At 40.3% G+C, this 21,223-nt stretch carries 25 protein-coding genes; 17 read left to right on the plus strand and 8 right to left on the minus strand.

Annotation, left to right across the window (positions count from 1 at the left end):
* Positions 1 to 9: 9 nt before the first annotated feature.
* The 4 genes from thiS to FTU80_RS03225 form a co-directional block, all read right to left on the minus strand.
* The gene (gene thiS, locus FTU80_RS03210; protein WP_111885686.1) at positions 10 to 207 is read right to left on the minus strand and encodes a sulfur carrier protein ThiS; all 198 of its coding nucleotides are present in this window, start codon (positions 205 to 207) and stop codon (positions 10 to 12) included.
* A 56-nt stretch (positions 208 to 263) separates the two neighbouring features.
* On the minus strand, positions 264 to 629 hold the full coding sequence (locus FTU80_RS03215; protein ID WP_078188880.1) for a DUF423 domain-containing protein: 366 nt from the start codon (positions 627 to 629) through the stop codon (positions 264 to 266).
* 170 nt (positions 630 to 799) lie between these two features.
* Complete coding sequence (rpoH, locus tag FTU80_RS03220; RefSeq protein WP_078188879.1) at positions 800 to 1,669, minus strand: RNA polymerase sigma factor RpoH; 870 nt, start codon at positions 1,667 to 1,669, stop codon at positions 800 to 802.
* A 142-nt stretch (positions 1,670 to 1,811) separates the two neighbouring features.
* On the minus strand, positions 1,812 to 2,006 hold the full coding sequence (locus FTU80_RS03225; RefSeq protein ID WP_078189214.1) for a sulfurtransferase TusA family protein: 195 nt from the start codon (positions 2,004 to 2,006) through the stop codon (positions 1,812 to 1,814).
* A gap of 415 nt (positions 2,007 to 2,421) precedes the next feature.
* Here FTU80_RS03225 and FTU80_RS03230 point away from each other — a divergent pair, with 415 nt between their 5' ends.
* Both FTU80_RS03230 and rhlB read left to right on the plus strand, forming a co-directional pair.
* Complete coding sequence (locus tag FTU80_RS03230; protein WP_005014923.1) at positions 2,422 to 2,634, plus strand: cold-shock protein; 213 nt, start codon at positions 2,422 to 2,424, stop codon at positions 2,632 to 2,634.
* A gap of 99 nt (positions 2,635 to 2,733) precedes the next feature.
* The gene (gene rhlB, locus FTU80_RS03235; RefSeq protein ID WP_180003018.1) at positions 2,734 to 3,885 is read left to right on the plus strand and encodes an ATP-dependent RNA helicase RhlB; all 1,152 of its coding nucleotides are present in this window, start codon (positions 2,734 to 2,736) and stop codon (positions 3,883 to 3,885) included.
* A 98-nt stretch (positions 3,886 to 3,983) separates the two neighbouring features.
* Here the strand turns inward: rhlB and FTU80_RS03240 are convergent, their stop codons facing one another.
* Positions 3,984 to 4,373 carry a hypothetical protein gene (locus FTU80_RS03240; RefSeq protein WP_078188876.1) on the minus strand — a complete coding sequence of 130 codons (390 nt, stop codon included), beginning with the start codon at positions 4,371 to 4,373 and terminating at the stop codon, positions 3,984 to 3,986.
* A 212-nt stretch (positions 4,374 to 4,585) separates the two neighbouring features.
* On the opposite strand from FTU80_RS03240, the gene FTU80_RS03245 reads away from it, so the two are divergent.
* The 14 genes from FTU80_RS03245 to FTU80_RS03310 all read left to right on the plus strand — a co-directional run bounded on the left by FTU80_RS03245 (position 4,586) and on the right by FTU80_RS03310 (position 18,143).
* Complete coding sequence (locus FTU80_RS03245; RefSeq protein WP_171525909.1) at positions 4,586 to 5,176, plus strand: nitroreductase family protein; 591 nt, start codon at positions 4,586 to 4,588, stop codon at positions 5,174 to 5,176.
* A gap of 60 nt (positions 5,177 to 5,236) precedes the next feature.
* A complete protein-coding gene (locus tag FTU80_RS03250; protein WP_180003016.1) occupies positions 5,237 to 6,310 on the plus strand; it encodes an NAD(P)H-dependent glycerol-3-phosphate dehydrogenase in 1,074 nt (357 codons plus the stop codon).
* Between the two features lie 79 nt (positions 6,311 to 6,389).
* Positions 6,390 to 6,845 (plus strand): histidine phosphatase family protein, encoded by a 456-nt coding sequence (locus tag FTU80_RS03255; RefSeq protein WP_078193626.1) that lies wholly within the window; start codon positions 6,390 to 6,392, stop codon positions 6,843 to 6,845.
* 27 nt (positions 6,846 to 6,872) lie between these two features.
* The gene (gene gspL, locus FTU80_RS03260; RefSeq protein ID WP_180084242.1) at positions 6,873 to 8,012 is read left to right on the plus strand and encodes a type II secretion system protein GspL; all 1,140 of its coding nucleotides are present in this window, start codon (positions 6,873 to 6,875) and stop codon (positions 8,010 to 8,012) included.
* On the plus strand, positions 8,012 to 8,491 hold the full coding sequence (gene gspM / locus FTU80_RS03265; RefSeq protein WP_180084243.1) for a type II secretion system protein GspM: 480 nt from the start codon (positions 8,012 to 8,014) through the stop codon (positions 8,489 to 8,491). The genes gspL and gspM overlap by 1 nt, the downstream gene beginning before the upstream one ends.
* A gap of 90 nt (positions 8,492 to 8,581) precedes the next feature.
* Positions 8,582 to 9,583: a quinone-dependent dihydroorotate dehydrogenase gene (locus FTU80_RS03270; protein WP_078188867.1), complete on the plus strand. Its 1,002-nt coding sequence runs from the start codon at positions 8,582 to 8,584 to the stop codon at positions 9,581 to 9,583.
* 5 nt (positions 9,584 to 9,588) lie between these two features.
* Entirely contained in the window at positions 9,589 to 10,176 is a 588-nt protein-coding gene (locus FTU80_RS03275) for a CvpA family protein (protein WP_078188866.1), read from the plus strand.
* A 24-nt stretch (positions 10,177 to 10,200) separates the two neighbouring features.
* Complete coding sequence (gene purF, locus FTU80_RS03280) at positions 10,201 to 11,739, plus strand: amidophosphoribosyltransferase (protein WP_078193623.1); 1,539 nt, start codon at positions 10,201 to 10,203, stop codon at positions 11,737 to 11,739.
* A gap of 91 nt (positions 11,740 to 11,830) precedes the next feature.
* On the plus strand, positions 11,831 to 13,720 hold the full coding sequence (locus FTU80_RS03285; RefSeq protein WP_171263783.1) for a M48 family metalloprotease: 1,890 nt from the start codon (positions 11,831 to 11,833) through the stop codon (positions 13,718 to 13,720).
* 172 nt (positions 13,721 to 13,892) lie between these two features.
* Positions 13,893 to 14,540, plus strand: a complete 648-nt coding sequence (locus FTU80_RS03290; protein WP_180084244.1) for a hypothetical protein — start codon at positions 13,893 to 13,895, stop codon at positions 14,538 to 14,540.
* A 20-nt stretch (positions 14,541 to 14,560) separates the two neighbouring features.
* Positions 14,561 to 15,532, plus strand: coding sequence for a D-glycerate dehydrogenase (locus FTU80_RS03295; RefSeq protein WP_180077691.1), 972 nt, complete (start codon positions 14,561 to 14,563; stop codon positions 15,530 to 15,532).
* A gap of 85 nt (positions 15,533 to 15,617) precedes the next feature.
* On the plus strand, positions 15,618 to 17,057 hold the full coding sequence (locus tag FTU80_RS03300) for a M48 family metalloprotease (RefSeq protein ID WP_180084245.1): 1,440 nt from the start codon (positions 15,618 to 15,620) through the stop codon (positions 17,055 to 17,057).
* A 121-nt stretch (positions 17,058 to 17,178) separates the two neighbouring features.
* Positions 17,179 to 17,538, plus strand: a complete 360-nt coding sequence (locus tag FTU80_RS03305; protein ID WP_180026849.1) for a hypothetical protein — start codon at positions 17,179 to 17,181, stop codon at positions 17,536 to 17,538.
* Positions 17,539 to 17,585: 47 nt separating this feature from the next.
* Positions 17,586 to 18,143 (plus strand): GNAT family N-acetyltransferase, encoded by a 558-nt coding sequence (locus FTU80_RS03310; protein ID WP_180084246.1) that lies wholly within the window; start codon positions 17,586 to 17,588, stop codon positions 18,141 to 18,143.
* A 113-nt stretch (positions 18,144 to 18,256) separates the two neighbouring features.
* On the opposite strand, the gene FTU80_RS03315 is transcribed toward FTU80_RS03310, so the two are convergent.
* A complete protein-coding gene (locus FTU80_RS03315; RefSeq protein WP_078193617.1) occupies positions 18,257 to 18,703 on the minus strand; it encodes a GatB/YqeY domain-containing protein in 447 nt (148 codons plus the stop codon).
* 39 nt (positions 18,704 to 18,742) lie between these two features.
* A complete protein-coding gene (gene rpsU, locus FTU80_RS03320) occupies positions 18,743 to 18,958 on the minus strand; it encodes a 30S ribosomal protein S21 (protein WP_001136722.1) in 216 nt (71 codons plus the stop codon).
* A 146-nt stretch (positions 18,959 to 19,104) separates the two neighbouring features.
* On the opposite strand from rpsU, the gene tsaD reads away from it, so the two are divergent.
* Positions 19,105 to 20,121: a tRNA (adenosine(37)-N6)-threonylcarbamoyltransferase complex transferase subunit TsaD gene (tsaD, locus tag FTU80_RS03325; protein ID WP_180023873.1), complete on the plus strand. Its 1,017-nt coding sequence runs from the start codon at positions 19,105 to 19,107 to the stop codon at positions 20,119 to 20,121.
* A gap of 40 nt (positions 20,122 to 20,161) precedes the next feature.
* Here the strand turns inward: tsaD and FTU80_RS03330 are convergent, their stop codons facing one another.
* The gene (locus tag FTU80_RS03330) at positions 20,162 to 21,130 is read right to left on the minus strand and encodes an Lrp/AsnC family transcriptional regulator (RefSeq protein ID WP_180023872.1); all 969 of its coding nucleotides are present in this window, start codon (positions 21,128 to 21,130) and stop codon (positions 20,162 to 20,164) included.
* Between the last annotated feature and the right edge of the window lie 93 nt (positions 21,131 to 21,223).

The following is a 21,223-nucleotide window of genomic DNA, read 5'->3' on the forward strand; positions in this document are numbered from 1 at the left end:
AGCTCCATTTTAGCCGCCACCTACGGCATGAATAATTTCAATATGATCTTGCTCTGCAATTGGGGTTTGTTCCAATTTACTTTTCGAGATAATCATTTCATTTTTTTCAACAGCGAAGCGTTTGCCTTCCAGTTGTAATTGTTGAACCAATTGCAAGAGGTTGACACATTCGGTTTGTGTAGCTTCGCCGTTTAAATAGATTTGCATTTGCGGATTCCGTTCTTGCTGCCTTGCCTGTTGAGTAAGGCCAATTCTGCTGTTGATTATTTTGCGTATTTAAACGCATTCCATGCCAATATGAGCCATCCAGCAATCATTAGCGCACCACCAATCGGGGTAATGGCACCGAGACCACGTGGTAAGCCTAGAGCCATCACATATAAAGAACCACAGAAGAAGAAAATACCAATTTGTATAAGCAGGAAACTGGCTTTTATTGGAAGTTGGGGAATGACTTTAGATAAGATCGCGAGGGCAAGTAAGCCCAGTGCATGATAAAAGAAATAGTCCGTTGCAGTTTGCCACCAAGCCAATTGGGCTTCAGTCGCGCGCGCTTTTAATCCGTGTGCACCAAAGGCACCAAGCATTACAGCAAAAGCTAAGTTAAGTGCGGAAATGGCAATCCACATGTGCATTCACCTTAACAAAATTTGCGCATAACCATAGCATATTTAGCACGCAGGGTTAAAGCAAAAATGCCCAAAGTTTTTGGGTTGTAGTTTGTCATTCAATACTATTTAGACATAAAAAAAGAGCATCGAAATGCTCTTTTATAGGATGACTGGGAAAAGCCTTCAAATTAGTTTGAAGACATTGCGACTTTAATTTTTTCCATCGCATTTTTTTCCAACTGACGAATACGTTCAGCAGATACATTATATTCTGCCGCCAATTCATGCAGCGTCGACTTTTCGTCATCTAACCAGCGACGTTGTAAGATATTACGTGAACGGTCATCCAACTGATCCATGGCTTCATGTAAAGCTGAAGTGCTTTGTTCTTCGTAATCTTCATCTTCCGCTAAACGCGCGGGGTCGTAACGGTTATCTTCGAGATAAAGGGCAGGAGCGACATGGGTCGAACCTTCATCGTCGTCATCACCTTGAGCTTCAAAGGCAGCATCATAAGCGGTTAAACGGCCTTCCATTTCCAAGACTTGTTCAGGTGTTACATTTAAGTCATTGGCAATCGACTGTGCTTCGGCCAAAGTTAATTTTTTAGATGACTTTTTTAAGCTACGTAAATTAAAGAATAATTTACGCTGCGCTTTAGTGGTCGCAATTTTGACAATACGCCAGTTACGAATCACATATTCATGAATTTCTGCTTTAATCCAATGCACAGCAAAAGATACAAGACGTACGCCCATGTTTGGGTCAAAACGTTTTACCGCTTTCATTAAGCCCAAGTTACCTTCTTGAATCAGGTCACCTTGTGGCAAACCGTAGCCTGCATAGCTACGTGCGATATGCACAACAAAACGAAGATGCGACATCACTAGCATTTTAGCTGCGTCTAAATCTTGGTCATAATAATAACGCTCAGCCAGCTCTTTTTCTTGTTCGGCCGATAAAATTGGAATCTGATTAACAGTACTAATATAAGCACCAAGATTCACCCCAGGTGCCGATAATGACAGGGGCATCAATTGATTGCTGCTGTCACTCATGTTTTCTCCTTGAGAATTAAAATGGGTAAGCCCAATAACTAAGATTCATCTTAATCCAATATTTCCGTAAATTATGGAAAATTGGGTATAGAAATGTAAACTTTTATTCAATTATGAAGCAATTTAGTTTAACTGAATCTTTTTAAGATTCAATCAAGTAATGAAACTCAGAATCGGAAATTTTGCGCATTTCACAGTTTAACTGATGTATTTGACAGTATCGTGATACATCTTGTTGGCTGTGCGGATCGGATGACTTTAACAATAAAGATTGGTCTGGACTTTTCTTTAAAGCTTTTTTGAGCATCAATAGTGGCATCGGGCAGGGTTTACCCATTGCATCTACAGTTAAAAGCGAATTTTGGCTGTCACTCACGAAGCAGATCCAACATGTTTACATTTCAATGGAAATATTAGCAAATACAGTGCCAAATCCCAACCTAAAATAGGTAAAAATCCTTTGTGATTTATAACTCAAACGATGTGAAAAAATAAGAATATTCAAAAGGAAAATAGATCAAAAAAATCTATTAATTGCGGTAAACCCGTGTTAAGCTCGTTGCGTTGTTAAGATTTTTGTTGGCTGTGAAGCCTCTTAACTCTTGATATATTTGGATGTAACCGGGATTTTGTTGATAGTTTTACAGAATGATTACAAGCTTAGAAATAAAAATATTTTTTTTAACCTTGTTTGGTCTGCTGTTTGCAACACCGGGTGGTCCTTCTTTTTTAAATACGATAAGGATTAACTTATGACAGCTCGTGAACAAGGCGTTGTTAAATGGTTCAACGACACTAAAGGCTTTGGCTTTATTCAACGTAACGGCGGCGACGACGTATTCGTTCATTTCCGCGCAATTATGGGCGAAGGCCACCGTTCACTTCGTGACGGCCAACGCGTAGAATTCAGCGTTGTTAAAGGCCAAAAAGGCTTCCAAGCTGAAGAAGTACAACCTTTAGACTAATCGTCTGAATGTACTCAAAAACGCTCCAATGTAAATTGGGGCGTTTTTTGTTTATAATGCTTCGATAATTTTGTGATTATTCAATTAGGGCACATCTATATGTCATCAGGTTTTGAAACCTTAAATTTACATCCGAACCTTAAAAAAGCCATTGATGCTTTAGGTTTTAAGGATATGACGCCTATTCAGCAAAAGGTTTTAAAATTTACATTGGCTGGACATGACGCTATTGGTCGTGCTCAAACTGGTACTGGTAAGACTGCGGCTTTCTTGGTCAGTGTGATCAATGACTTGTTGAATAATCCAATTAAAGAACAGCGTTATCGTGGTGAACCGCGTGCATTGATTCTTGCACCAACGCGCGAACTTGCTTTGCAAATTGAAAGTGATGCAAAAGAATTAGTGAAATACACTGATCTCAATGTCATGACTTTGCTCGGTGGGGTAGATTTTGATAAGCAAAAAAATCTATTAAATCGTAATTTTGTCGACATTATGGTGGCGACACCGGGTCGCTTAATTGACTTTGTTGAACAAAAAGAAGTTTGGCTCGATCAAATAGAATTTTTAGTGATTGATGAAGCTGACCGTTTATTAGATATGGGCTTTATCCCATCTGTAAAACGTATCGTGCGCTTTTCACCACGTAAAGAACAACGACAAACTTTGATGTTCTCTGCAACATTTAGTTATGACGTTTTAAATTTGGCACAGCAATGGTTGTTTGAACCAGTAACTGTTGAAATTGAACCTGAGAAAAAAACTAATGCAGATGTAGAGCAACGTGTCTACATGGTGGCGAAGTCTGATAAATATAAATTGCTGGAAGACATCTTACGTGATGAACCAATTGAAAAGGTCATGATCTTTGCCAATCGTCGTGATCAAGTGCGTAAACTTTATGATCATCTCAAAAAAGACGGTTATAAAGTGGTGATGTTGTCAGGTGAAATCGCTCAAGATAAGCGTTTGAAAATGCTTGATCAGTTTAAAAATGGTCAACATAACATCATGATTGCAACAGACGTTGCGGGTCGTGGTATCCATGTGGATGGCGTGTCTCATGTCGTGAACTTCACACTTCCTGAACAGTCTGATGATTATGTACACCGTATCGGTCGTACAGGTCGTGCAGGTACTCGTGGTGTGAGTATTAGTTTCTTGTCTGAAGATGATGCTTTTTCACTGCCTGAAATTGAAAAAGCCATTGGTCAAAAATTACCTTTAACCCGTTTAGACGGTTATTGCTAATTTTGCTTCTAAAAAGCCTGCAGATTTGCAGGCTTTTTTATTTCATGTCGACTATTTCATTTTGAGTTAATGACAAAACAAAATCACAGACTAGCGTTTTAGTTTGCACGGCAACTAAAGGTTAGTACGGTTTGGTAATCATCATCTTTGCTGATGCTACCGCTATTTCCAGTAATGGTGCCAAGTACGCCAGCCGCCGCCTGAATCATTTGACCTGTCTTTTCATCGACCACGCCTTTTAACACACCGTTGTATTCTTGCTTTTCATCCACGACGACAGGGGTCGCATTTTTACCACAGGTACTATTTGCAGCTGCAATTGCATTATTTTTTGCCGCTAAACTGGTTTTACCTACGGCAGTCACTTCATATTGATTATTTGGTTTTTGAATCGCTAAAGATTTTGTTGGCGTAGATGTACATGCAGCTAAAAGCACAGTTGCGCTTAGCGTGCTAACAATGGCAACAGTTTTGTTGAATTTTTTCATGCGGTGCCCCGAGTTAGAAACAATTTGATTTATTTGAACATAAAATTTCTTATAGAACAGGGAACTGCTGTACAAGTTATGCGGTTTTTTTATAGTAAATCTGTGAATAAAGCTGACTTAACAAATAAGCACCGAGTCTGATGTAAACATTCTAGAGTAAGTTATTGAGAATATGCTAATCTTGAGCAAACGTTTTAAAGTACAGTGTATAGATGTCAATTCTAAAATCAGCAGTTGATACAGTTCATCAAAATATTCATCAGCGTCAGTCGATTGGTCATTTAATTGAACCTGCGCCGAATGCTGAGCAATTGGAAAATGCGTTTCAAGCCGCTTTAACGGCGCCAGATCATCATCGTCTTAAGCCTACGCGTTTCGTGATTATTCCTGAAACTGAACGTGAAGCATTTGGTGAGTTGCTTTCACATGCTTTAGCCGATACTGGACAAACAGAAGAAGCGCAGTTGGAACGTGTGAAACACCATCCATTTCGTGCGCCACTATTGGTTTTGGCTTTAACTCAATTACAAGATCATCCCAAAGTTCCGCATTTCGAACAAATTTTAAGTTCAGGCGCAGCAGTACAAAACTTTTTGCTCTCTTTACAAGCACAGGGCTTTTCAACCATGTGGCGTAGTGGAGCGGTGGTTGAATCTAAATTGTTTAAACAAGCCTTAGGCTTAACGGAAAACGATTTGATTTCAGGCATTATTTATATCGGTACAGCTGTGAAAGCAATTCCACCTCGTGCTGAAATACAGTCTGCTGACTTTGTAAGCCATTGGCATAAAGCAAACCAATAAAAGTGAAAAATAGATCGATTGATGAAGTTCGATCAGTAAAGAAATTAGGATAAAAGAACAATGTCAGAACTTGATTTTGCAAGTCTTGTTAGCCCTGTGTCAGTTGATCAAAAAACTGCACTACGTGTTACGGTGTTGGGTGGTGGGAGTTTTGGTACTGCGATGGCCAATACCGCAGTACGTAATGGCTGTGACACCATGATATGGATTCGTGATGAGGCGGTAGCTGCGGACATCAATGCAACACATATCAATAAACGTTACTTGCCAGATTTTCAATTAGAAGCTGGTTTGCTTGCTGTTTCAGATTTAGAAAAAGCAGTATGTAATCGTGACATTATTTTAGTGGCTATTCCGAGCCATTCTTTCCGTAGTGTTTTAAAGCAGATCAAACCTTTTATCACCTCACAAGCAGTGGTGTCTTTAACCAAAGGTATTGAAGCCAATACCTTTAGCTTTATGAGCGATATTATTCGTGAAGAACTTCCTGAAGTCCCTTATGGTGTGCTTTCAGGGCCAAACTTGGCGAAGGAAATTGTTGCAGGACAACCAGCAGGAACAGTGATCGCAAGCCAATCTGAGCTGGTTCGTTATGCAGTTCAACAAGCGCTACACAGTGCGTTGTTCCGTGTATTTGCCAGTGATGATGTGCATGGCGTGGAATTGGGCGGTGCTCTGAAAAATATCTATGCAGTCGCGATGGGTCTAGCTGCGGCTTATGGTGTCGGTGAAAATACCAAGAGTATGATTTTGACACGTGCTTTGGCAGAAATGAGCCGCTTTGCAGTGAAATTAGGCGCAAACCCATTAACATTCCTAGGTTTATCTGGTGTCGGTGACTTATTTGCAACTTGTAGTAGTCCACTTAGCCGTAATTACCAAGTCGGCTTTGCACTCGGTAGTGGTAAAAGCTTAGAACAAGCCACCAAAGAACTGGGACAAACTGCGGAAGGGATTAATACCATTGTGCAAGTACGCGCACGCTCTGAGGAGTTGGGTGTGTATATGCCAATTACCAGTGCCTTGTACGAAGTGATTTTTGAAGGTGCACCGGCACTGAATATTGCATTGTCACTGATGAAAAATGGCCATCGCAGTGATGTTGAATTTGTCTTGCCACATCAGCAAGTTTAAGTTTGCTGATTAATATGCAATACACATAGCTTTGTCATACTGGCTGTATATAATGTGCGGAATAGAATAAGGAAATTTTATGCAACTGACATTGGTTAGGCATGGCGAAGCTGCTCCGCCAGTAATGGGGAATGATGAAAAGCGTCCTTTAACAGCGCGCGGACAAACTCAAGCGGCAGAAACTGCAGCATATTTGAAAGATATAATTCAACCAGACGTTTTTGTGGTGAGTCCGCTACTGCGGGCGCAGCAAACACTTTCATCTTTGCAAAAACATTTTCCACATGTGCCTGTGGTTATTTGTAATGCCATCAAACCGGAAGATGATGCCAAAGTTGCAGTGGAATGGTTGTCACATTTACCGTATGAGTCTATTGTAGTGGTGTGCCATATGAACGTTGTGGCACATATGGCCAGTGTTTTGGTCTCAGAATATTTTAATCCCTATGCTTTGGCAGAAGCGCGCATTTATGAACAAGCGGTCATTGCTCCAGGGTTATCAACACAAATTAAAACGTTTATACCATCAACATAAAAACCAATTAAAACGGCAGAAAAATTAATGTTGTATTTATGGATGCCCGACGCCAATGGGGTTTGGCAATGGTCAGAAGGGGATTTCTGGAAGCAGTCATCGACACTTGAACAATTGATTCAGGAAATTCAGCCACATGCGGGAAAGGAAGCGGTTGTTTTCTTTCCAAGTCGTGATGTACAAATCATTCAGCAAAATTTTCCAAAAAACCAATATAAAAAACTTGGCCCAGACGGCGTAAAATATTTACTTGAGGAATATGTCATTTTGCCTTTGGATGCAATGAAAGTATTGCATCATTTTCAAAGTCCAGATGAATTAACGGTCATGGGGATTGCACATAGTGCAGTCGAAACGATGCAGCATGCTTTGACGCTAATTCCTGTAAAAGTTATTTCGTTATTACCTGACTTTTTGGTCTTGCCAAGTCCAGAAGCAGGGCAACATGTTTTGGCAAATGTCAGCGGTCATTTATTGGTCCGAAATAGTGAATATGTCGGTCAGTCTGTTGATGATTTGGCATTGTACTTAGATTATCAAATTGGTCAGCCGAACTATAAGATTTCAAATCTAAGTTCAGATCAGACGCATAGTCTTGAAGCAGCTGTAACGCATGATCACATTGAATCTTTTCATTATGAATTACCCAATATAAAACAACCGAAACAACATCCACTCAATGTTTTGCCGAAAGCCAAAGCCAATATGGGTGTGAGTGGTTATTGGAAAGCATGTGCAGCAGTTTTGGTCGCAGCTCTAATTACTCAGTTTAGCTATGATGCAGTTCGTTGGTATCAATACAAAAAAGTGGCAAATATCACTGCGTCACAGGCGATTGATCAGTTTAAATATTGGTTTGGGCAAAGCTATCCTGTCACTGAACAAACGCTGAAAAGCCAGTTCGAGTCACAATTGCGTCAGAGTCAAACAGGCAATGCGCAGGCGCTGTCCTTACTGAGCCGTGTTGGTCCTGTTCTAATGCAAAACCAAATTTCTGCAAATCGTGTGAGCTATGAAGCCTCGATGTTGAATATGGAGCTAAAAGCTAATTCGGCAGAAGTACTACAAACCCTAACCAATCAATTAAAACAACAAGGTTTTAAAGTCGAATTAGGGAATATTCAACCAAGTGCCAACGGCGCGATTGGATTGGTGAAAATACAATAATGATAAAAATGGAAAACCTACAGCAACGTATAGATGGGCAAATTGAGCGCATCACTGATTATTTAGACCAACTGTCAACACGTGAACGAGTCATGGTAATTTTTACCACGATTTTTGTTGCAGTGGCAGCGATTGGTTCGGCACTGTTTTATATGAACAAAGCTGCAAATTTTCAACAAAAGCGCGTGAATGAACTCAAAGATACTGTTGTTTGGATGCAAAGTAATGCCGTCACGATGAAACCAGCAGGTGATACACAACTGAGCGCGTTGGAAAAAGTTCAGCGTGTATCGCAACAACAGGGCTTGTCAGTAGCATCGCAACAAGTCGGTGAGCAAATACAGATTGCAGTGATGCATGAAAATTATGCAATTCTGGCCAATTTTTTGACGCAATTGGTTCAAATGGGCTTAAGTATTGAAAAGATGGAATTAAGTTCTGAAGCGGGACAGGTCAAATTAACAGCGAGTGTACAATAATCGGTAAAAATAAAGATCTGCTAAGCATGGTGTTTTATTTGTGCTGTGCCTATAATATGCCGACTTAAAAAGCAGTAGACTTTTATAGATATGTTGTATTCTCTAGCCCGCCCTTTGTTGTTTACTTTAGCACCAGAGCGTGCACATGAGCTGACATTATCGCTGTTGAAATCTTCTCACAAGATGGGAATGATGCGTCAAAACGTGGCGTCTAAACCAGTGACATGTATGGGAATCGAATTTCCTAATCCTGTTGGTTTAGCAGCCGGTCTTGATAAAAACGGTGCTTATATCGATGCGCTGGCGAGCCAGGGCTTCGGCTTTATTGAAATTGGTACAATTACACCACTTCCACAATCAGGTAACCCTGAACCTCGTTTATTTCGTTTACCGAAAGCAAAAGCCATTATTAACCGTATGGGTTTTAACAACGATGGCGTGGATCAGCTGATCGAAAATGTAAAAGCTGCAAAATTTAAGGGTGTACTTGGGATCAATATCGGTAAAAATGCAGTCACACCTGTTGAAAAAGCAGTTGACGATTATCTGATTTGTCTAGAAAAAGTTTATAACTACGCTTCTTATATTACGGTTAATATTTCATCTCCTAACACAAAAAATCTTCGCAGCTTACAAAGCGGTGATGCTTTGACTGAACTGTTAGAGACACTCAAGAAACGTCAACTCGAGTTGGCGGATGAAAATCAACATTATGTACCCTTAGTGCTTAAAGTTGCACCAGATCTAGAACCTGAAGACATTAATTTTATTGCACAACAATTGTTAAAATTTAAAATTGATGGTCTGATTGTCACCAATACGACTTTGTCACGTGAAGGTGTTGAAGGCCTTCCATTTGGTGATGAAGCTGGTGGTCTATCCGGTGCGCCAGTCTTTGAAAAAAGTACGGCATGTTTGGCGGCTTTTGCTAAAGTATTAAACGGTCAAATTCCATTGATCGGTGTGGGTGGTATTTTGTCGGGTGCGGATGCTGTTGCGAAACAAAAAGCAGGAGCAAGCCTTGTACAAGTGTATAGTGGCCTCATATATACAGGTCCGACACTTGTAAAAGACTGCGTAGACGCATTGTAAATATCATGAATACCATTGATATCTTTATACTGATTATTTTGCTCATTGGAGGGCTTAACGGTTTGCGTCAAGGATTTGTAAAAGCCTTTGCGAACTTCATTGGATGGATTCTTGCACTTGTCATTGCGGCAAAGTATGCAACCGTCCTTGCACCTTCGATGACATCTTTAAGTACAGATCCAGTGGTACAGAAGATTGCCGCGTTCGCATTTATTGTATTGTTGATTGTAGTCATGACTTGGGTCGCGACATGGTTATTGAACAGTATTTTGAAAACATTAAAGCTTGGTCCGTTAAATCGACTGGCAGGTGGTGTTTTTGGAAGCTTAAAAGGATTGTTGGTGGTTTTGATCACTATGCAGGGGCTAGGTCCTTGGGTAGAGAGTTCACCGCATTGGAAACAATCTAAAATGGTTCAGTCATTATTACCATACGCGCCTTGGGCAACAGAATTGTCCAAAGATGCTGCAAATCAAGCACTTCATCATATTCAGTCTGAAGATGCTCAGAAATCTTCAGACCTACCATCTGAGTCGCAGAACAAGCACGGACGTTCTGGATCAGGTGAGTCAACAAATAATCCTTTTTATTAACCCTAGCTTGTCTGCGAGGTTGCTATGTGTGGAGTAGTTGGTATAGCTGGTAAATCACCTGTTAACCAAATGTTGTTTGATGCGTTAACGATGTTACAACATCGTGGACAGGATGCAGCCGGGATCGTAACTTGTCAGGATGGTCGTTTATTCCTGCGTAAAGATACGGGTATGGTGCGTGATGTGTTCCACACACGTCATATGCGTGCATTACAGGGTAATTATGGTATTGGCCATGTTCGTTACCCAACTGCTGGTTCTTCAAGCAGTGCTGAAGCTCAGCCATTTTATGTAAACTCACCTTATGGCATCACGCTTGCACATAATGGTAACTTAACTAATGCTGCTGAAATTCATGATGACTTGTTCAAGACTGACTTACGTCATATGAACACCGATTCAGACTCAGAAGTATTATTAAACGTATTTGCTCACGAATTGCAAAAACGCGCAAAACTTACACCAAGCGCTGAAGATGTATTCCACGTGGTTTCACGTGTGCATGAACGTTGCAAAGGTGGTTATGCGGTTGTTGCTATGATCACAGGTCAAGGCCTTGTGGGTTTTCGTGATCCAAATGGTATTCGTCCATTAATTTACGGTTCTCGTGAAACTGAAAATGGTATGGAATATATTATTGCGTCTGAATCTGTCGCAATTACAGCGCTTGGCTTTAAAGTTGAGCGAGATATTGCACCGGGTGAAGCAATTTATATTACTGCTGATGGCGTGATGTCGACCAAGCAGTGTGCAGTAGCCCCTGAATATCGTCCTTGTATCTTTGAATACGTATATTTTGCGCGTCCAGATGCAACCATTGACGGTATTTCAGTTTACAAAGCACGTTTGAAAATGGGCGAAAAACTTGCTCAGAAAATTCTGCGTGAATGGGGTGATGAGCACGATATCGATGTCGTGATCCCAATTCCTGATACTTCACGTACTTCAGCGCTAGAGCTTGCAAATACTTTAGGTGTGAAATTCCGTGAAGGCTTCATGAAGAACCGTTATATCGGTCGTACCTTCATTATGCCGGGTCAGCAACTTCGTAAGAAATCTGTGCGTCAAAAGCTTAACCCTGTAGAGCTAGAGTTCCAAGGCAAAAACGTACTATTGGTTGATGACTCGATTGTTCGTGGTACAACTTGTAACGAAATCATTCAAATGGCGCGTGATGCGGGTGCGAAAAAAGTATTCTTTGCGTCTGCTGCACCGATGGTGAAATATCCAAACGTGTACGGCATAGATATGCCAGCCAAATCTGAACTGATTGCGTCTGAACGTAGTGTAGAAGAAATTCGTGAAATTATTGGTGCTGATCGCTTGATTTTCCAAGACTTGGAAGATCTAAAATCTGCAGTACGTACCAAGAAAGTCCCTGAGTTACAGGACTTTGATTGCTCGGTATTTGATGGTAAATATGTGGCAGGTGGTATTGATGCTGAATATTTGGCAGCATTAGAGCGTAAGCGTAATGACTCTGCAAAAAATGAAAAGCCAGCTTATATCGATGTCAACATTGATGCGGCTTCTGTGGATTTAACAGGTGTTCGCGAAGAATAATCTGCTGAAAACACACTGAAAAAGCGGGAATTTCCCGCTTTTTTCATTTATGATGAGCAAACAAAAGACAATGTAGCTTAAGGGTATTACATTGAGACGTGTGGGTTATGATTTTATAAAAAACAAAAATATGTTTTGGCCTGTCACCATGTGTATGGCGGCAGTGTTTTTGACCGTCGCAATTATTAATGTAATTGTCGGTTTAATTGTGGATTATTGTGATTCCACTCAGTCTATCTATTGGCATGTCCTTAGCCCATTTTTAGTGGCTGCTGTACTGCTGATTATGTTGGTTTCAGTTCTCTATGATTTTTACACCTTTCGTTTAGGTGGTTATTCACTTGCCAAACAATTAGGTGCGCGTCGTCTCAGTCTGATAGAAAGTATTCCTGAAGAAAGTGTTGCACTGCGTATGACTGAGCAGCTGGCAGATACTTTTTTAATCGATACTCCTGCACTTTATGTCCTACCTGATGAAGTGGGGGTGAATGCGCTCACCGCTGGTTTTAGCCCTCGAGATACATCGATCATTTTAACCTGGGGTGCCTTACAAACCCTAGATGAGATGGAAATGTATGGTTTGCTGAGCCATGAATTTAATAAGATCTTGTCGGGGGAAGCTGCTGAAAATACCCGTTTGAAAATCTTATATAGCGGTTTGACGACCTTTAGTCAGTGGGGCAGTAAAATTGCAAAACGTGGTTTCTATAAAAATGGACAAGCAAGGGACAATAAGTTTGAAACGCTCTTTGTAGCGATTGGCGCAGTTATTTGGTTGATCGGTAGTTTAGGTGTTTTGATTTCCCGCTTTATTAAATATATCTCTTTGGGTTCTCGAACCTATCGTAATGACCAGAAAACTAAACGTCTGATTCAAAATGATGCCAATATTCAAACCTTATTAAGGATTTATGTGCATCATTCAGGTTCGCAAATTCATAGTGAATATGCGGAATCGATTTCTCATATGTGTTTTGCAAACTCACTCAGTCCGCAAAACTGGATGAATATTCACCCAAGTATTGAACAGCGTATTTTTGAATTAAATCCGGCGCTCATTCATGACCTGCAACTAGAAAATTTAAAAAAACTGCGAAACCAGCCGCTATTTTATTTATTCCGTTCACTAGAAGAAGCTAGTCCAGATGTTGCAACACCATGGAACTCGCCGCAACCATTACCTTTACTGCGCTTGTCACCGATTAGTTTTGCGATACGAGATGCAATTAAACCGTTGAACCCCGAGATTCGTGAAAATTGGCAGCGGCCTGAATTGATCCAACGTGCCTTGCAAACAGCAACGGGTTCGCGTGAGGTGATGGTTGCTATTTTAATGATTCGTCAGTATCGAGAGTTTATTCCGACTGAAGCTGAAGTGAGTCGTGCGATTGTGGATGCCTTATTGAATCTTGATGGTCGTGTGCATATCTCCATTTTTCATGAGGCATGTAAAAATATTGGCACTATGCCTGCGACGATTTCACGGCAGTTCTTAACCAAGCTGGCCAAAATTATTCAAGAAGATGGTGAAATTGGTTTGCTCGATGCCTTACTACTTGAAACAGTGAAATATGAGTTAAATCTGTTGCCTGCACATACACCTACATCTTTAGAAGATGTAAAACCGAGTATTGTGCGTTTGATTGATGCCTTGTTGCATGTGCAACAAATTAACAGTGATAACCAACTCGAAGTGCGTGAAAAAATCCTCAATCGAATCTTAACGAAAGAAGAACTAGAGTTCTATCGCGATATATCTGATGAGCCAATTGATTTGGCTGAAATCCTAAATGATATTTCTGGGCTGCTGCTGCGTGAGCGGTTAAGCATTCTTGGGGTTGCTGAAATATGTTTATGGAATGATCGAATTATCACGCAAGATGAGTTGGATGTTTTGCAGCTACTATATTGGCGTATTGGATTTGAATCAGCTGAGATAGTTGAACTAATGCAAAAGAAAAATAGTTTAATGATCGTATAATTATTTATAGCGGCTTGATTTATGAATAGATTAAAAGTGTCAATGAAAAGTAATCTGAGCAAGTCTACAGAATCTTTAAAGAAATAGAGTGGTCTAATTGATTTATAAAAGTTCAGCAAAACAGAGTGAATCCCGTTAGAATAACAAGCCTTGCATAGGTGAAAATGAAAGCATGATTGGGCATCAGCGAAGCATAATGGCGGCAATGGGAATTGATATATGGATTCCTCAGGCGGCTCCGTGTCAGCAATTTAGCTCAAATATTTGGCGAGATCAGGCGGCTCCTGAAATAGTCTCTGAAATTCTACTCAAAAATGAGCCTCAGCCAACGCCTGTTTCATCACAGACTGAGCTTAAAAACAACGTTGATGTTGTTGTAAATCAACCTGTAGAAGCACCTAAAGATGAACCAAAGGTTCTTGAGCCTGTTGAAGTTCGTCCAATTGTTCAAATCCCTTCGTTTAACTTAGAAGCCATCTGTTTAATGCACTGTGTCATTGTCATTGATGCCACAGAATTAACGGCAGAGCAGCAAGTTTTGTGGAGCAATATTCAGCGCGCAGTCAGTGCCGATTTCTTTGCTTTACAGTGGCCATTTAGTTGGGTGAATTTGCAAGATGGTCGTGGTGCAGCATCTTATGTACAGGGTTTTATCGATGCGATGAGCTTGGATAAAAATGTCATTTGCCTAGGCGATATTCCGCATTTAGAGCATGCGAAGGTGTATCCATTGGCATCTTTACAGCAAATGATTGAACAGCCTTTATTGAAAAAACGCCTATGGCAATTTATGCAAAATAAGGCAGGACAAAATACTTAAATTACGTAAATGGAAAATTTATGCAAAAAAAAGTAGTGGTTTTTAGTCAAATAGATCAAGAAATAATTCAACGTTTAGAACAGCAATTTAAAGTTTTCCAAATTAGCCCTAAATTGGGCGATGTGAATCAGCAAATACTTGAGCATTCAAAAGATGCTGACGCCATGATTGGTGCGGGGCGTTTGTTGAATGCTTCGAATTTAGCCCATGCATCACAATTAAAAGTCATCTCAAGTGTAAGTGTCGGTTATGACAACTATGATCTAGCATTTTTAAACCAAAAAAATATCTGGTTGAGCCACACTCCGCATGTATTGACGGAAACTACAGCAGATTTAGCATTTACCTTGTTGATGAGTGCAGCACGTAAAGTGGCTGTATTGGATCAATGGACCAAACAAGGGCAGTGGAAGCGTACAGTGGGTCCTGAGCAATTTGGCATGGATGTCTTTGCTAAAACCATCGGAATTATTGGCTTAGGGCATATTGGCGCAGCGATTGGGCGTCGTGCTCGCTACGGCTTTAATATGAATGTGCTCTATCATAATCGCCGAGAAAAAATTGAATTGGCTGAATCTTTATCAGCGCAATATTGCGATTTGGATGATTTGTTGCAACGTGCTGACTTTGTGGTCGTTGCAGTGGATTTAAATGCAGAATCGAAAGCTTTAATTGGTGAACGTGAGTTGGCCTTGATGCAATCGCATGCGGTATTGGTCAATATTTCACGCGGTTCAGTGATTGATGAAGCCGCTTTAATCGATGCATTAAGTCGTGGTCAAATTTTTGCAGCAGGCTTAGATGTTTATGAGCAAGAGCCGCTTCAAGAATCGCCATTATTTACATTAGCCAATGTCGTGACATTACCCCATGTGGGTTCAGCAACAGCGGCAACCCGTAAACGTATGGCAGAGTTGGCTTATCAAAATCTAGTGGATGTTTTGGTACATGAGCGCGCGCCACGCTATGTGGTCAATCCAAAATTTGAATAAACAATCACAACAGTTTTCTCCATAATTCACCAAAATTCAATGCTATATTCGATGAAGTACGAATATGAAATTTAGAGAATAGACTTTGAAAAAGATTTTACTGGCATGTGGTCTCGGGCTTTGTTCGACATTGGCGCAGACGCAGTCCGTAGATTTTAGTTCATCCCCACAATTTTCTGTGCCTGAAATAGGTAGTGGCGTCGGCTTGTTGGATCAACAAAAAGAACGTGCCATTGGTGAGAAAGTGTATCGTGAGGTGCATCGTCAACTTCCTGTGACTGAAAATCCGTGGATGGAAGATCGTCTTTTATCTGTCTTTACGCATATTTTAAGCCAAACCCAACTCAACCAACCGGTCGGATTGTTATTAATTAATGATCCACAAATTAATGCTTTTGCTGTACCGGGTGGTTTATTTGCATTAAATGCTGGATTAATTAATTCCGCTCGCAACATGGATGAAGTGGCAGGGGTGATGGCGCATGAAATTGCACATGTCTCACAACGTCATTACAGTCGTTCACAAGAAGCTTTTAAAGGGCAAGGTTTATTGTCCCTAGCCGGTATCTTGGTCGGAGCCTTGGTGGCCTCACAGGCAGATGGTGATGTAGGTGCGGCTGTAATGATGGGTTCACAAGCCGCTTTAATGGATAAACAGCTAACCTATAGCCGCAATCAAGAACGTGAAGCAGACCGCATCGGGATGCAGTATATGTACCGTGCAGGATACAATCCTCAGAGCATGGCTGACTTCTTTGAAGTGATGCATCGCTCTACGAGTCGAGTGAGCTTTCTGCCTGATTTTTGGTTGACGCATCCATTAACCACGGAGCGTATGAGCGAAGCGCGCTTACGTGCCAATCAGTTGCCTCAAGTTAAAACCAGTTTGGTTGATCAAGATTTTGAAATTCTGCGTTGGTATAGTCGAGTACTATCAGGTCAGGCGACTGAATTGCAATTAAATGCAATGGTGGCACAAAAGAACTATGCAGCTGAGTTGGCTTTGGTGAGCTTGCATATTAAACAAGGTGACTTTAGTGCTGCTCAAAAGTTATTAAATGAAGCAGCAAAACAAAATGCATCGCATGCACTTTTCACTATTTTGCAGACCGATGTGCTGTTGGGACAAAACAAAACAGCCGATGCTGTGAACGCTGTGAAAAGTTCGGCAATCATCATGCCTGAAAATCGTGCATTAAATTATAAATATGCAGAGGCTTTGATTCGAAGCAAAGAATATGCGCAAGCACAACTGATTCTACAGCGATTTTTACAAGCAAATCCACGCGACTTGAGTGGTTGGCGACTGATGTTGCAAATGGCTGATGCAGACAAAGATGCAAGCTTCCGTTCGGTCAATGTGCTGCGATATCGAGCTGAAGTAGAGTATTGGGGCGGGGATGAAGAACGGGCGATTAAATCTTTGCTACAGGCGCAGCGCATCGCCAAAGACTCGAAAAGTCTTGCTGCGAAAATCAAGCAGCGTATAGACGAAATGCAAAATGAACGGAAATTAAAAATATAAAGATTTCAAATGTGATGCACTTATCTATGTCGATTATAAAGTGCAAATTGTAGTTTTAGTGGCTTGGATTAATCAGTGTAAACTAGCTGGATGTAAAATGTTTATGATTAAGAACTTACAAATGAAAAATATGATTTTGGCGGCCTGTCTGTTGGGCTTAGCAACGAATATTGCAGCAGCTAGCGCAGAACAATATGTGATTGCTGTGAATGATATTAACGAAAAATATAAAACCGATGTACGCCAATTTTTTAGTCAGTTAGATCCGCAGCAACAGGGATTTAAAGCAGACCAGCAAGTGAAATACTGCGGTATTGTTCAGACTTATGTAAATGATCTTTATCGTGCGGCAGACGAAAATCGTGCATTTTTAGATCGTGAGTACCGTAATATGAATAAGCAGGATGTGATTCAACAGGTGATCGCATCAAAAGAGATGCAATTATTAAAAAAATATAATGTGCAATGTACCCTAAATTAAAAATAAATTTATAAGCATTTTAAATCATCACGAGAAACTGAATAAAAATGAAACTCGATGATTTTGATATGAGTCATGGCAGATTCACGCTTCAGTTGATTCAGCGCCACGATGCAAAAGCACTTTATGAGGCGATCTGTCAAAGTATAGAGACCTTACGAATGTTTCCTGCAAGTTTGGCTTGGTCCTTACAAGAACCTAGTTTGGATGCTTCATTGGCATTTTGCGATTCGAGGGTGTTGGCAGCGTTAAATCAGGAAAACTTTGTTTATGTGATTCGTGAGCAACAGTCGCATAACTTTTTAGGTGTCATGGATATTCATCAAATCAATTGGATGGAAAATCAAGCTGCCGTTGGATTTTGGGGAAATGTTGAATTTAAAGGGCAGGGTTTGATGACTGAAGCCTTGCAGTTATTTGTGGATCAATTATTGAATGATCTGGGATTTCAGCAATTAAATGCTTTTGTAGATGTGGAAAACAAGCGAGCGCGACGTCTATGTGAACGAGCAAATTTTAAATTGATTGAAATCGAAGAAGCTGCAATTCAAAATCCAGTAGATGGAAGTTGGCGAGATATTTGTAAGTATGAAATCGTTAGATGATAAAGAAAAAATAAATGATTTATGGATTTGAATTTTTTTTGAATTTGGATAATTTGGCTATTTAAGTCATCAGCGTACTTAAATAGACCAAATCAAACAATATAGATGAAAGATTAAGAGAGTTTCGCTTTAATTTTAGCAGAAACTTGTGCAGGATCGGCACGTCCGGCTATGAGCGGACGTAGAGAGTTCATCACCTTACCCATATCTTTCATGCTAGTAGCTTCTTGCGCAGTAATTGTTTGCGCAATGATGGAATCAAGTTCTTCCTCAGTCATAGCTTCTGGTAGAAATTGAGATAACACCTCAATCTCGGCTTGTTCCTTACTAGCTAAATCATCTCGGTTTGCACCTAAAAAGGCTTTAACCGATTCTTTGCGTTGTTTGATTTGCTTTTCAATGACCGCAAGAACTTGCTTATCGTCAAGCTCTATGCGCTCATCGACTTCGATTTGCTTGATTGCTGCCTGTAGACTACGTATTACCGTTAACTTGTCCATTTCTTTAGCACGCATAGCGGCTTTTAAAACTTCAGTTATTTGGTTTTTTAAAGTAGTCATTTATCTTGTCCAGGTTAGTCAATCAATCACAAATTAATCTTAGTAAAGGCGAGTAGTACGTACTGATTCGCGAGCCAATTTCTTTTGGTAGCGTTTAACAGCAGCAGCTTTTTTACGTTTACGTTCTTGAGTTGGTTTTTCGTAGAATTCACGTTTACGAACGTCAGCAAGAACACCTGCTTTTTCGCATGAACGTTTGAAACGACGGATAGCTACGTCTACTGGTTCGCCTTCTTTCAATTTAACTTGTGGCATGAAGAATCCTCATTAAGTTATGGATAAGATCTCGGGTCGAATTACCCTTGATCACAAGTGAAGGTCAGTATTTTACTCATTTACATCTCATATCACAAGTCTATAATAGGTTTCGCAATATTTTGAAATGGGCAAAAGGCAGTTTAATGATCGTTTTAGGCTTGGAAACTTCGTGTGATGAAACAGGACTCGCACTCTACGATAGTGAGCAAGGATTACGCGGACAAGTATTGTATAGCCAAATCAAACTGCATGCAGAATATGGTGGTGTGGTACCTGAATTAGCTTCACGTGACCATGTGCGTAAGTTAATTCCGTTATTAAAACAATTGCTTGAAGAAAGTCAGATGGATAAATCTGAAATTGATGCCATTGCATATACTCGCGGGCCGGGCTTGATGGGTGCATTAATGACAGGCGCATTGTTTGGTCGTACGTTGGCATTTGCACTGAATAAACCTGCAATTGGTGTACATCATATGGAAGGTCATATGTTGGCGCCTTTGTTGTCTAAAACTCCACCAGAATTTCCATTTGTGGCACTTTTAGTCTCTGGCGGACATACTCAATTGATGGCTGCTTATGGAATTGGTCAATATGAATTATTGGGTGAGTCGATTGATGATGCAGCAGGTGAGGCATTCGATAAAGTCGCTAAAATGATGGGTCTACCATACCCAGGTGGTCCAAATATTTCGAAATTGGCGATCAATGGTGACATCAATGCCTTTGAATTTCCACGTCCAATGCTACACCAAGGTTTAGATTTTTCATTTAGTGGTTTAAAAACTGCCGTTTCAGTTCAATTGAAAAAAGTTGAAGGCGAAGGTCGTGAGGCGGATATCGCTGCATCATTCCAAGAAGCGTTGGTTGATACATTGGTGAAAAAATCAGTGAAGGCCTTAAAACAAACTGGTTTAAAACGTTTAGTTATTGCCGGTGGTGTAAGTGCAAACAAGCGTTTACGTGAGCGCTTAGAAGCTGACTTGGCAAAAATCCGTGCAAATGTGTTTTATGCAGAACCTGCGCTGTGTACAGATAATGGTGCAATGATTGCGTTTGCAGGTTATCAGCGTCTTAAAGCGGGTCAGCATGATGGTTTGTCTGTTACAACTACACCGCGTTGGCCGATGACGGAATTAAGTAATCCAAACGAAGCGTAAAAATCGTTAAAAAAAAGAACCGCATTTGCGGTTCTTTTTTTTAATCTAAATTTGAAAATAACTGCGCGCTGCTGATTTTTCGCATAAATCCTGCACGTTTTAATGCCAATGTCACCATGTTGGTATTGCAAGATTGAATGCCTTCAAAATTACCAAGATCTTCTGTAATGAGTTTCCATAAATCACTTAAATCATTACATAGGACATGCCAGAAAAATTGTGAATCTCCACTAATGCCAAATAGGCAGCGTGTGTTTTTAAGTTCAGACAAGGTTTTGGCAATTTGATTTGCTGCATCTGGACGAGCTTTAATCAAAATAATCGCTTCGGACTTATAGCCCATCAAACTGGGTTCTACATCGACACGAATGTTGAAAATGCCTTCTTCCAATAAATCATTCAATAATTTCTGAGTTTTATGTTCACTGAGTTCGATTTGCTCTGCCAAACTTTTAATAGATGAACGCCCATCAATAGACAGAGCATGAATCAGTTTTAACTCTATTTCAGTCAAACTTCTAAAATTGACGTTTTTATCGCTTGTACCTTCTAAAGCTTTGGGTTTGCTTGCCCAAGTAAATGGTTTTAATACGGCTTGGGTTTCTACGGTTTTAATATCCGGAATATGCGTAACAAAATCATGCATCCAAACAGAGAGATCGGCGGCCTTTTCTAATCCAATTTCAAGAAAAATATCGGCAAGTCCTGTGGTTAGAAAAACAATGCGTACTTCTGGACGGTTTGCAAAAAATTGCGCAACTTCTTTTTCCTTCCCAAATTTCACACTGATCCAGACATGAACGGTGTAACCCTTATTGGCAACCACAGGATTTAATTCAATTGCAGTTCGTATAACTTGGTCATCTAGCAATCTACCTAGACGTCGAGACAGCTTTTTTTCAGGGACATCACTAATCTGGCTCAGTTCTCGCCATGATCCTCTCGGATTGGAGATAAGAGCTTTGATGCATGCAGTATCGATTTCGTCGAAACTAAAAGATTCACTCATGATGATTGACTTGTCCAAAAACTAATTATAATCTAAATTTAAGTCTAGAAAATAAAATACAACCTTTATTTATGTCTAAATATTAAATGAGAC

The sequence above is a fragment of the Acinetobacter sp. YH12145 genome, from assembly GCF_013418335.1.
In the GTDB taxonomy this organism is placed as follows: domain Bacteria; phylum Pseudomonadota; class Gammaproteobacteria; order Pseudomonadales; family Moraxellaceae; genus Acinetobacter; species Acinetobacter amyesii.